This is a genomic window from Ruminococcus sp. YE71, from assembly GCF_900119155.1.
Lineage (GTDB): Bacteria > Bacillota > Clostridia > Oscillospirales > Ruminococcaceae > YE71.
Genome location: NZ_FPIR01000020.1, coordinates 45,794 through 58,873, shown reverse-complemented (window position 1 = coordinate 58,873; position 13,080 = coordinate 45,794). Strand labels below are relative to the sequence as shown.

General features: G+C 44.9%; 10 protein-coding genes. 8 read left to right on the top strand and 2 right to left on the bottom strand.

What is annotated here, in order from left to right:
• The first annotated feature begins 13 nt into the window (after positions 1-13).
• The 7 genes from BT142_RS15615 (at position 14) to BT142_RS15585 (ending at position 7,355) form a co-directional block, all read left to right on the top strand.
• Positions 14-1,162, top strand: a complete 1,149-nt coding sequence (locus BT142_RS15615) for a helix-turn-helix domain-containing protein (protein WP_072419116.1) — start codon at positions 14-16, stop codon at positions 1,160-1,162.
• A gap of 568 nt (positions 1,163-1,730) precedes the next feature.
• On the top strand, positions 1,731-2,654 hold the full coding sequence (locus BT142_RS15610; protein WP_072419115.1) for an ABC transporter substrate-binding protein: 924 nt from the start codon (positions 1,731-1,733) through the stop codon (positions 2,652-2,654).
• A gap of 15 nt (positions 2,655-2,669) precedes the next feature.
• A complete protein-coding gene (locus BT142_RS15605; RefSeq protein WP_072419114.1) occupies positions 2,670-3,431 on the top strand; it encodes an ABC transporter permease in 762 nt (253 codons plus the stop codon).
• A complete protein-coding gene (locus BT142_RS15600) occupies positions 3,431-4,201 on the top strand; it encodes an ABC transporter ATP-binding protein (protein ID WP_072419113.1) in 771 nt (256 codons plus the stop codon). The genes BT142_RS15605 and BT142_RS15600 overlap by 1 nt, the downstream gene beginning before the upstream one ends.
• A 304-nt stretch (positions 4,202-4,505) precedes the next feature.
• A complete protein-coding gene (cooS, locus tag BT142_RS15595; protein ID WP_072419112.1) occupies positions 4,506-6,632 on the top strand; it encodes an anaerobic carbon-monoxide dehydrogenase catalytic subunit in 2,127 nt (708 codons plus the stop codon).
• A gap of 16 nt (positions 6,633-6,648) precedes the next feature.
• Complete coding sequence (locus BT142_RS15590) at positions 6,649-7,038, top strand: hypothetical protein (protein WP_072419111.1); 390 nt, start codon at positions 6,649-6,651, stop codon at positions 7,036-7,038.
• Complete coding sequence (locus BT142_RS15585) at positions 7,035-7,355, top strand: hypothetical protein (RefSeq protein ID WP_072419110.1); 321 nt, start codon at positions 7,035-7,037, stop codon at positions 7,353-7,355. Before BT142_RS15590 ends, BT142_RS15585 begins: the two co-directional genes overlap by 4 nt.
• A gap of 401 nt (positions 7,356-7,756) precedes the next feature.
• Here BT142_RS15585 and BT142_RS15580 read toward each other — a convergent pair whose 3' ends face one another.
• Both BT142_RS15580 and BT142_RS15575 read right to left on the bottom strand, forming a co-directional pair.
• Entirely contained in the window at positions 7,757-8,722 is a 966-nt protein-coding gene (locus BT142_RS15580; protein ID WP_175444976.1) for a hypothetical protein, read from the bottom strand.
• Positions 8,709-10,937, bottom strand: a complete 2,229-nt coding sequence (locus BT142_RS15575; RefSeq protein WP_072419108.1) for an ATP-binding protein — start codon at positions 10,935-10,937, stop codon at positions 8,709-8,711. Before BT142_RS15575 ends, BT142_RS15580 begins: the two co-directional genes overlap by 14 nt.
• A 417-nt stretch (positions 10,938-11,354) precedes the next feature.
• On the opposite strand from BT142_RS15575, the gene BT142_RS15570 reads away from it, so the two are divergent.
• Complete coding sequence (locus BT142_RS15570) at positions 11,355-12,992, top strand: leucine-rich repeat domain-containing protein (RefSeq protein ID WP_072419107.1); 1,638 nt, start codon at positions 11,355-11,357, stop codon at positions 12,990-12,992.
• Positions 12,993-13,080 lie beyond the last annotated feature (88 nt).

The window sequence follows — 13,080 nt, the reverse complement described above, 5'->3', positions numbered from 1 at the left end:
GGAGGTAACACTTATGAACATAAATTTCAGCGAAGTATTCAAGAAGCTGCGCCGTGAGCGCGAGCTTATGCAGGAGCAGGCTGCCGAGGCTTTCTCGGTATCGACACAGGCAGTCAGTCGCTGGGAGAACGGTCAGACAAGCCCGGATATATCACTTCTGCCGATAATTGCGGAGTATTTCGGTGTGAGCATTGAAACTCTGCTGGGTGTGGACAGCGAGAAGCGCAAAGCTCTCCACGTGCAGTATATGAACGACTTTGAAACGGCAATAAAAAGCGGCAGAGTGAACGACTGCATAGAGATCGCCCGAGCGGGACTAAAGGAGTTTCCCCACAGCTATGAGCTGATGAATAATCTGATGTATGCGCTGTTCGTATCGGGTGATGATACGGGAAATATCCCCGACTGGCAGTTAAATCAGGAGAAATACAAGCAGGAAATAATTGATTTGGGAGAGCATATCCTAAAGGGCTGTACTGACGATAATATCCGCATAGAAGTTAAAGCGAGACTTGGCTTTCACTACTGCGACAATATGCACGACCTGGAAAAGGGCAAGGCGATATTTGAGAGTCTCCCCAGCGAGATGTTCTGCAAAGAGGAATATATGATCTGGGCATTGCGCGGCGAAGAGCGGCTCGATTATCTTGGCAGACGAATTCGTTCCTCAGCAGGGTCTTTGCAGTGGAACATCTGGCGAATGATAAAAAACGGCGATGAATGGGATATAGAAAGTGAAGATGAAAAATGCGCGCCATACTTTTCCGCTGAGGAACGGATAAAGTACATGCAGGTGATAGAGGACATCGAGGCGCTGATCTTTAATGAGGACGACCACGGGCTTTTTTACCGCACACTTCCCATAGAGTATTTTTCGCAGATAGTCCCCGACTTGATCTCGCTCGACAGACTTGATGAAGCTCTTGCTTACAGCGAAAAGGCTTGCGATTATCTTGAAAAATTCTATGCTCTGCCCGAAAAGTATACCTACACCTCACCGCTTGTCAGGGGTTCTGTAGGAGATACGAAATGGCACACCGCAGATTCACGTTCGCATGCGCAGATAATTCTTGAGAATATGCTGAGCAAGGAGTGCTATTCGGCGCTTAACGGTAATGAGAGATTTGAAAAAGTCAAGGAAAGAATTAGGAATCTATATTGATGCTTGCGGCATACCTGCCTCGTCGGGTATGCCGCATTTGTGATAAACACCCTGTCGTTACACCACCCTCAGGTGCTAGTGATCGCAAGGTCGTATGGGTTCAAGTCCCTTCACCTGCACTACCGTCTGAACAAGTTCAGACCCAAACCTCGTAAACGTGTTGTTTACGAGGTTTTTTTGTTTGATAATCTGTTTTTTCTCTTAGAAGTCAGATACCCATGATGTTAATGCTTCCGACAAGCTGAAATTCTCGCATATGTATCGAGCCGCAGATTTCGTCTGCGGCTTTTGCGGCGTTACTTGCTCACACGGTCGTACTCACAGCACTCATCGATCTTCTGTTCGAGTTGTCCCCTCTTTCAGCATTTGCATATTTTGTATAAAAGAAACGCATTTCCTTGGATATTTAAAGCAATTTATACAATTTTATAAAAGCGCCGCTTTTCCTACTTGACATATAGGAATTTTTAGTGTATAATGAAATCCTATTAAGTCGATATGATATATTTAAAAACAATGATTTAGATATGTTATATTGTATTCTCTGATCACGGAAGGAAGAATTTATATGAAAAAAAGATTATTGGCACTGGCACTCTCGTTCACACTGGCATTATCGGCTTCATCCTGCGGAAAAACCGAAAAAAGCGATGAAAACACGGTAAAGATCGCATATTTACCGATCACACATTCGCTCGCTGTTCTGGAAGAGGCTGAGGAGCTTGAAAAGCAGTCGGGTCTGAAGGTCGAGCTTGTAAAGTACGGTTCATGGGCAGAACTGCTCGATGCACTCAATTCAAACAGAGTTGACGGCGCTTCGGTGCTTATTGAGCTTGCGATGAAATCCAAGGAGGAAGGTGTCGGACTTAAAGCGGTCGCTCTGGGACACCATGACGGAAACGTGATAATCGTCTCGAACGATATCAGCTCTGCTGCCGACCTTAAAGGCAAGACCTTTGCTATCCCTCACAGACAGTCGTCACACAACATACTGCTCAACGACGCGCTTGCGACCGCAGGACTTAAAGTTGACGACCTGAATATAACCGAGCTTGCGCCTACCGAAATGCCGTCGGCGCTTGCAAGCGGTCAGATAGACGGTTACTGCGTCGCCGAGCCTTTCGGCGCGATGGGTGTTGACCTCGGCGTCGGCAAGGTGCTTTTCACTTCGGAGGAACTCTGGGAGGATTCTCTCTGCTGCGGTCTGGTGCTTACCGACAAGTTCATCGACGAACGCTATGACGATGCGAAGTCCTTTGTCGCGAGCTACAAGACAGCAGGAAACTCGCTCGATAAGGAAACCGCCAAGCAGACTGCGAAAAAGTATCTCAACCAGTCGGACGAGGTACTTGACACCTCTCTCCAATGGATATCCTACAACGATCTTGACATCACCGAGGAAGCCTACAACGAGCTTGCCGAGAAGGTCAAGGAATACGGACTGTCGGACAATCCGCCTTCCTATGCGGATTTTGTGAAAAATGATTTTTGATAAGGCGTGATAATTTTGAAAAAGCTTATTTCTCTGAAAAATGTTATCATTTCCGTATCGATACTGATATTGATATGGCAGATCGCATTCAGTTTCAGCAGCTATGACAAAGCACTGTTCCCGTCGCCGAAAATGGCTTTTGACGCTTTGGTCGAGATGATCGGGAACGGAAGTCTGTTCGAGAATATCAAAACAAGTATGTACCGTTTTGTCACAGGCTATTTCAGCTCGGTCATCGTTGCGGTCATCCTCGGTCTGATCCTCGGAAGACTTCCGAAGGTCTTTCAGTATGTCAACCCTATGGCACAGCTTTTAAGACCCATCTCACCGACAGCATGGATGCCGTTTATCGTGCTGCTGTTCGGTATCGGAGATGTTCCTGCCATCGTTATCATCTTTATCGCAACCTTTTTCCCTGTACTGCTCTCGACAGTTTCGGCTGTGGGCAATATCGACCCTATCTATCTGAAGGTCTCTAGGAATTTCGGGATAAAACAGCCTGAACTCACCTGGAAGGTCATCTTCCCTGCCGCTTTCCCTCAGATCGCAAACGGCATACATCTTGCACTGGGAACTGCCTGGATATTCCTTGTCGCAGGCGAGATGGTGGGTGCGCAGTCGGGACTGGGCTATCAGATAATCGATGCAAGAAACAATATCCGTGCAGATATTCTCTTGGCGACCATACTTGTGATCGGCATAATAGGGATAATTCTTGACGGTCTGCTCAGACTTGCGGAAAAAAGGATTCTCAGAGCGTGGGGAGGTCAGGGCTGATGTATATTGAAGTAAAGGACACCTGCAAAAACTTTGTTCAGGACGGAAAGGAATTTACCGCTCTCGATCATGTGTCGCTCGACATTGATAAGGGCGAATTCATCTGCCTGCTGGGGCCTTCGGGCTGCGGAAAAAGCACGCTCCTGAACGCTCTTGCAGGCTTTGAAAAGGTCAGCAGCGGAAGCGTTAAGATCGACGGAAAGGAAGTCACAGCACCTTCGATAAACAACATAACCATCTTTCAGAATTACGGACTTCTGCCCTGGAGAAATGTTCTGAAAAACGTTGAGCTGGGTCTTGAATCAAAGAGGATAGGCAAGGAAGAACGCAGAAAGACCGCACAGAAATACCTCGAACTTGTGGGACTGTCGGGATTTGAGAAGCGCTATCCCAAGCAGCTTTCGGGCGGTCAGCAGCAGAGAGTCGCGATCGCAAGAGGACTGGCGGTTGATCCCGATATCATCTTCATGGACGAACCCTTCGGTGCCCTTGACGCTATCACCAGAATGAAATTGCAGGAAGACATCCTTAGAATTTCAAGAGAGGAAAAAAAGACTATCATTTTCGTCACGCACGATATCGAGGAAGCCGTATTTCTCGCTGACAGGATAGTCGTCATGATGGCTGACCCCGGCAGGATAAAGAGCATCGTCACGGTCCCTCTCGGTTCACACCGCGACAGGACGAGCAAGGATTTTCTGTACGTCCGCGATAAGATATTTGAGCTGTTCAATATGAAATCGGAAAGCTACATTGAGTATTATATTTAAGGCAACACCGCACAACCACCGGCTCGCGCCTTTGCACGTCATATGCCGTATCAAGCATAAGCTTGATACACATATTATTCCGTCATATTGCCCAAATTCTCCTTGACTTGCGTCAGCAAGCCTGCGTCGAATTTAGACAATCTGACGAAAAATTTGTGGCACCAGCTTCGCTGGTGCGGCGCATCTGACGCACAATGGTCGTGCGGTATTGCCTTAAAAAACTGAATTATATCATAGCAGTATTGACCTTTTAATGCTGTTATGATATAATTATTATATCTCATAGTAAAGGAGAGGGATTTAAATGAGCCATAAAGATCATGAACACTCTCATGAGCATAAACACGAACACGAACATGAACATACCCATGAACACGATCATTCACCGGCACATATCCATTCACACAGAAATATAATCGGCTTTGACGAACACGGTATACCTACCGTGATATTGAAGGCAAGCCACGGCGAAGGTGAAAGTGACGATCCGCAGGCATTCATCAGGGACTACATGAATGCTGTGTCGGAATACAGAAAGACCTTCCCGTCCAAACAGGATGTTATCGAACAGACCCCCGACCCTGCCGTCAGGGAAATGCTGCTCAGAATGGAGCAGCTGGGAATAGATACCGCTTTTGACCGCTTCGACAAGCAGAAGCCGCAGTGCAATTTCGGACTTGCAGGTATCTGCTGCAAGATATGCAATATGGGGCCCTGCCGCATCACCGCAAAATCCCCGAAGGGTATCTGCGGTGCCGATGCCGACCTCATCGTTGCGAGAAATCTTCTGCGTTCTGCTGCGGCAGGCGCTGCCCAGCACGGAATGCACGCAAGAGAGGTCATGCTCGCACTCAAATGGGCGGCTGAGGGAAAACTCGATGTGCCCATACTCGGCGAACAGAAGATCCGCGCTACTGCCGAGGCATTCGGCATCAAACAGAAGAAACGTCAGCTGAAAAACGTCGCAAGAGACCTTGCCGACGCTCTGCTCGAAGACCTGTCGAGAACTGTCCCCGGTGAGTACAAGACCATCTCCGCCTGCGCTGTCCCCGAAAGACAGGAGATCTGGAAGGAGCTTGACATTCTCCCCGTCAGCGCATATCATGAGGTCTTTGAGGCATATCACAAGTCAGGCTGTGCTACCGACGGCGACTGGAGATCGGTGATGCAGCAGTTTTTAAGATGCGGTCTGGCATTTACATTCTCGGGCGTTGTGGGCGCTTCCATCGCAACGGACAGCCTGTTCGGCGTCGGTGACAGAGTCACCTCAAAGGTCAATATCGGAGCACTTGAAAAGGGCTATGTGAATATTGCGGTACACGGTCATCTTCCGCTGCTCGTAAGTCAGATAGTTGAAGCAGGAAAGCGCGATGACCTTATCGAGCTTGCAAAGTCGAAGGGCGCTAAGGGAATACGCTTTTACGGCATCTGCTGTTCGGGACTGTCGGCAATGTACAGATATGCAGGCGTTATCCCCCTGTCGAACGCTGTTTCCGCCGAGCTCGTACTCGGAACAGGCGCTCTTGATCTCTGGGTGGCAGACGTTCAGGACGTTTTCCCGTCGATCATGGAGGTCGCTCACTGCTTCAAAACAACGGTAGTCACCACCAGCGAGTCGGCAAGACTTCCCGGTGCAGAGCGCTATGAATACGATCATCACCATTCAAACATCGGCGAGACCAAGGCTCTTGCCGAAAAGATCGTCCGCCGTGCGATAGAGAGCTTTGAAGCGCGAAAGGGCATACCCGTCTACATCCCGCCTTACGAGGTCGAAGCTGAGGTGGGCTTCTCGGTAGAATATATCTGCAAGCGTTTCGGCAGCATGAAGCCCCTTGCCGAAGCCATAAAGGACGGCAGGATACTCGGCATCGTCAACATGGTCGGCTGCAACAATCCGAAGGTGCTGTACGAAAAATGCATAGTTGACGTCGCCGATGTTCTTCTGAAAAACAACGTTCTGATAATCTCAAACGGCTGTGCTTCGTTCCCGCTTATGAAGCTCGGATACTGCGCTGTGTCGGGCAAGGAAAAAGCAGGAGACAGCCTCAGAGAATTCCTCGAACCCGACCTGCCGCCCGTATGGCACGTCGGAGAATGTATCGACAACACCCGTTCCTCGGGAATATTCGCAGGAGTTGCAGGTGCGCTGGGACACAAAATGTTCGAGATGCCGTTTGCTTTCTCCTCGCCTGAATGGGGCAACGAAAAGGGTGTGGACGCAGCCCTCGGATTCAGACTTAACGGTATAAGCTCCTATCACTGCGTTGAAGCGCAGATCTTCGGCTCAAAGAATGTCATCGAGTTCCTCAAATACGGAACTCTCGAAACGCTGGGTTCGACCATGAACGTTGACACCGACCCCGTGAAGCTGGGAGAAAAGATAGTTGCTGATATGAAAGCCAAGAGAAAAGCGCTTGGCTGGGATAAATGATTCGGAGGGATATCAAATGGCTTGTTTTTTAGCACCAATGACAGAAGCGATAGTTACTACTGTCGTTCAGAAGGCAGTAAAGAAAAAGGAGAACAGCAGTGAGCACAAGGAAAACTGCGATCATAAGCTCCCCCTTTCCGAAAAGCTCAGATGGCTGAACGGAATGCTCTGGGGCGGTTCAGGACTTCTTGCGTTCGAGCATTTATGGCACGGCGAGATAACACCGTTTTTCCCCTTCCTGACTGCGGCAAGCGACCCTGCGGACACTGCGGAGATGCTGCATGAGATCGCCACTTCGGGCTCGGCTATGGCGATACTGGTCACCGCCGTGTGGGCAGCCCTGACGATAATTTCGGATAAACTCACCGCCAGACCCGATACCGGAAAGGCAGGTGCATCGTCATGACGCTGCTTATCACAGTTATCGCAGCCGTTATCTCAACGGTGATATGGTATACAAGTTCTAAGGCAAGAGAGCTGAAAACAGGTGTTCTGCTGTATATGTTCTGGGGCGCGTCTCTGATGTGGCTGGTCGATGCAGTAGTCGAATATCTTGAAGCAGGTGCGGAATTCTTCACGCCGTCGGCTTCGGATATGCTCAATGACACCTTCCTCGGGATATCTGTTGTCGCCCTTGCTCTGGTCGTATGGGTGATATATCTGCTCATCAAGGACCCCTCGGGCACACTTAAAAGCAATATATTAAACAGAAATAACCGATAATCAAAAAGGATATCTGTCTTATCTAAAAACTTGGATCCGCAGGGGTGATCTTCTTCTGCGGATCTTTGGTTTTTCATGTGCTTATTTCTTATATCTTGAAATTATTGAACTGTTATGCTATAATACTAACAAGATATTACACAGATATGGTCGGAATGGCTGCCGGCTTTGAAGGGCTATACCTTAGCAGGAAATTACTCGCCGGAGTTTTATCTTCCTCCCGAAGATGATCCTGCCGAGAACGTCAGCTATATCGGTATCCCGCTAAAGAAACTGTAAGCATATGAAAAGTAAGGCGTGACCTACGATGTGCTTGTCAGCGTAGAATAAACTCAAAAACGGTATCCTTTTCGGACACAAACCGAAAGGATACCGTCTTATTTTACCCATATGTACGACCGTTAATCAAGATCATATAATTGCAGTATCTCAAGATACATATCCTGCTTTAGTTTACCAAGTATCTCTTTATCTGCGTCTTTAATGATAAACTCACTATATAGGATATTGAGAAGATCCTCTTCGGTTTCTACGATAGGCATATCAAATTTTTTAAAATATTCGACAAGTCTCCGGAATTCTCCGTCGGGATATTTATTATATATTTCATATATCCTTTCTACGATATCGATATGAGACTGATATATATCACGCAGATAAAAGAAATCAAATGTATTTCTGACTTTTTCCGATTCTGTAGCTATATCGATCTTATACTGTGAATAACCATCCTTCATTCCCGTCAGCTCTGATCTGAAATTAAAGACATCATTGCTGTCTTTGATATATGGATGTATATGTGTATTGATATCCAATTCCCGATCATGTTTGATACTGCTATTACAAATATGTCCGCTCGGTATAAGATTATAGTAAGAAAGAGCGAGAAGCGGATATTTACTTTTAGGAAAGAAATGATCGAATTCGGGACGTGATATTTCACATTTTGAACGTGATTCTTCACTCTCCTCTATAACAATAGTGTTTATAAATTCACGATTGCAGTAAGGACATATGGTAACACCTATCTTTTTAGCTAATTCATATGCGAACTCTTTATTACCGGATAACTTGGCATAATTAAATATCTTATTTGTTACATCACAGAAATATTCAGATCCTCCGTAAGGATCATCACTGTTCATACCATATTTTTCACTGAAATAATTTTGTATATCAAGCAACGCTTTCGGCTTCCCTTTAAGTAATATCTCAAGACTTGATTGAACATCATTAAGGAAGTTGATCTCATCAGCATTAGTTGTTTTTTTCAGCTCATCTTTGATTATATCCTTGCAGATCGGGCTTTGTTTTTTACAATACCATTCTGCTGCTTTGTCATTATACGGCACGCTAAACATCATCATTCTCCTGACTATTATTTTCCTGCAATTTTAGTTTAAGATAATGTTTGATAAGCTTGTCCCCCGTAATATCGTAAACATATCCGAGATATTCTTTATCACTGCTGTCTCCCAGTGCTTTATCAATACATTTCCTCGAAAATTCGCCCAGTGTTCCTCTGGACATAAAGAATCGGTCCTGAAGTATCGTGTATATGTTCTGGCCAAATGTATTTTTGAGCTCGGTATCGTCGGCTTCAAAAAGCTGTATCTTGTCAGCAGGAAGATCCGACATAAGAAACGGTGAATTCGAGGAGAAAAGCAGAGTCATATTTGAAAAGAATCTTTCATCCTTATTTATAGCTTCGAGAAATTCGATTATATCATTTATCAGGCTTCTCTGCCACTCAGGGTGCATATATAATTCAGCTTCATCGAATATAAGTATATAGTTATCACGTTTTTGTATTTCAGGGAGTGAACTTTTCAGCGTATCACCGCGGTAAAATATCGAAAGTATGCGGCCAAATAACGACCACCGTGCATATTCACCCGATGACATTCTCGGACATATATCGAGGTTATTATCATCCAGTGCCTTGAGTTTAAGAACATCCAGATTTATTGTGTCTGCATTCTCAGTAATATATTTTTTCAGATTATATATTCTTTCTTTTTCACGGTTCTGATATACTTTCAATCCCGAACCCGAATCTTTTGTATCATAGTTCTGATCGGCATATATATCTATCATTGACTGTATCATATGATCTGTAGACAGGTCAATATATCCCGATAATTTATTACCGTCAGTCATTTTATATGTGCGATCATCAAACTTAAGTGCAAAAGGATCGAAAGTATTAGATATATAACATATATTTGTATTAGAGGGCTCGCTATATTTGCTAATATTTATTTGATTGTCATATTTTATTTCAATATCGTCTGATTTACTGTAATAATAATTCTTACCTATCTTATATATAATAAGATATTTTTCATCCGATAACGCAATATCGGAGATATTGTTGCCGAATATAGGGGTATGAAGTATCGACTTGAATACGGTGCTTTTTCCGCTGCCGTTCTTTCCAATGACAGCACAAATATTCCGTATCGATTTCCCGAAGAAACCCTCAGGCATTTTTCTGACACTTTCATTTACAGACACATTGATAGTATTTTCATCAGAAGTACTAATAACAAAATCGTTTTGAAAATATACTGTGCGCTCAGGTAAACCGTTCACTCCCTTGCAATGAAAACATATGATCTCAAAATTTTCTGTCTTAACGTTCATTCCAAGGAACAATGTTTTTTTCAATATACCATCGATCTTTGACAGATCATCGGCTGATATCTCATCCCAATTATCGTTCAAATATATATATAGATCATCCTCTTTATACCCCCGAGAACAATCTATTTTTATAAACGGTTTATTAGTTTCAAGATCTAATAATATCCTCATATCAAACACATAGTCCGACATATTATATATATCTGTATTTGGTGTTATTGACAGAAAGATACCATTTAACGTTCTGTCGTTTTTGATATATAGGATATCATCATTATCATTTTGCAATGCAAATAAAAAGATATCCCTATTGATCTCGATATTTTTTTCTCTTTCAACTTCTTCGAGCAGTTTATATTTATAATCTGAGTTTTTAGTTGCAAAATAGTTTCTGAACTTGCGGACAAGCAATTTTAACAACTGATATGAGTAATAATATCTGAATTTTAATTGCATCTTTTCTTTTTCTGTCACAGAGCTGCACTTTATCAGACGTTGTACAACTTTTGTGCGAAAATAAGTATCAACATTACCGTCAATTATAAACTCTTCGTGTTTAAAGATCCTAACTAAGTATTCAAACGGAAGTAGTTCTGCATTTTTTTCAATTGTGCTTATTCCTTTAAAATCATAACCGATCTCATCGCTCTCCCCTGCCATTCTTAACCCATGACAGATACTATCAAAAAATGATATGTCAAGCCCCTCTGTATTAAGTTCGTCAAGAGTCATAAGATAACTGCAACAGCTCAGTACTCTTATTGAATCGGAATAATCAGACCAATCCCAGTCGCTGAGCTTTCCGAAATACTCATTGATTATCTTTCCGATAATTGTACTTTTGTTGCCGTCATTAATTTCATTGTACTCATGACCAAACTTTTTATTATAAAATTCCAAAACCTTTTTTTGGGAATATGCCACTGAATCAAACATAATTATCTCCTTTCGTGTCATAATACGATCCGACAATTCTATTCACATGATATCATAAGACAGACTGATATCTGTTATTACATTATACCATAAAGTTCATCTTTTGTCAATATATATGTCTGATTTTTGCCTATATTCTGTGCTTGCAGATCGTTTATTATTGTGTTCTATGTAGAAATGTATAGTATAAAAAGCAGAAAAAAACATTTTACTTCTGAACAAGAAAAATAATGAAATATAACGAAATACTGCGATAATTCCGCCTCATTCGGGCAGTTCATCAGCGTTCTGTCCAAATGAGGCGTTAATTATCATAAGGTATTATTGCAAAATGTTAAAATTAGTAAATATATTTGACATATTATGTTGAATATGCTATAATGTAGGTACAGATATATTATTAAGGAGGCTTTTCACATGAGAAAAAAGATAATCGCAGGAGTTCTCTCGGTATCGCTTCTCTTCGGCGCGGCAGAGGTACTTCCGAACGGCTCGTTCACCCTCGGTAACGACATCGTTGTCAGCGCGGCAACATCTGGCAGCTTTGAGTACAAAGAGTGCTCCGACGGCACTGTCGAGATCACCAAGTACACAGGCTCGGCAGCGAATGTCAGCGTGCCCGCTAAGATCGCAGGAAAGACTGTGGCTCATATCGGCAAGAGCGCGTTCATGAACTGCACCAAGATCACGACGGTGACTCTCCCCAGCGGTCTTTTAAACATCGGCGACGACGCTTTCAACGGCTGTTCCAACATGACTTCCATCACCATCCCAAGCAGCGTCAAGCTGATCGGCAACTACGCTTTTTATAAATGCGGCAGCCTGAAAGGCATCACCCTTTCGAGTAACGTGAAGTCTATCGGCGATTTCGCATTCTACGGCTGCAAGAGCATCACCTCGTTCAAGATCCCGAACAGCGTTACCAGCGTCGGCGGCTATCTGTTCGAGAACTGTGAGAGCCTCAAGTCCGTGACCATCGGCGAAGGCATCACCGCAATAAGCGACGATATGTTCAGCTGGTGTACAAGCCTTACCAACATCAGCATCCCTTCCACCGTGACCACCATCGGCTGGCGCGCCTTCACCTCCTGCAAGAGCCTGAAGAGCCTGACCATCCCCTCAAGCGTCACAAACATCAAGGACGAAGCCTTCAGCAACTGCTATGCCCTGACAAGCGTGACTATCCCAAGCAGCGTAAAGACCATCGGCAGCAAGGTCTTCTCGGGATGCAGCAAGCTCACGATATATGGTTCGAGCAACGCTGCTCAGGATTCCGCAGCGGAATGCGGCGTTAAGTATATCGACCTCAGAATGTACAAGTGCAAGATAACCCTCGGCTACACCAGCCACGCTTACTGCGGAAAGGCTCTGAAACCGACCGTTACCGTCAAGAACACCGAAGGTCAGACCCTCGTTCAGGACATCGACTTCACCGTAAGCTATTCGGGCAACATCAATGCAGGCACAGCCACCGTCACCATCAGCGGCATGGGCAAATACACAGGTTCCATCAAGAAGACCTTCACCATCAAGGCGCTCAACCTTAGCACCAGCGACGCAAGGACTGCCATCTCCGCTTCCAGCTACAACTACACGGGTTCGGCTATCAGACCCGCCATCAAGGTGGGCTACAAGGACGGCACCGTTGTCTCCTCTGACCAGTACACCGTCACCTACGCAAACAACACAAAGGTCGGCTTAGCGACCATCACCGTCAAGGGCAAGACCGCTAACGTAAAGGGCACCTGCACAAAGACATTCGTTATCAAGCCCAATCCGGGAACTATCACCGTTTCATCGCCGTCGAAGAACTCCATCAAGGCTTCGTGGACGAAGAACACCTCGGCAAGCGGCTATGAGATAGTTCTCAGCAAGGACAAGAATTTCAAGACAGGCGTTGTCAAGTACAACATCTCCAACGTCAACACCACTACCGCAGCCTCGGCGAAGATGAAATCGGGCGATGTATGGTATGTGGCATACCGTCCCTACATCACCGTGAACGGAGTAAAGTACGGCGATTACAGCTCGGTCAAGACCATCACGATCAAGTAAAGCTCACTTCCGAACGGTACATATAAACAGGCTGTGCAGCATCATGTCTGCGCAGCCTGTTCTTTTTAATCACATCAAAAAAACTCTC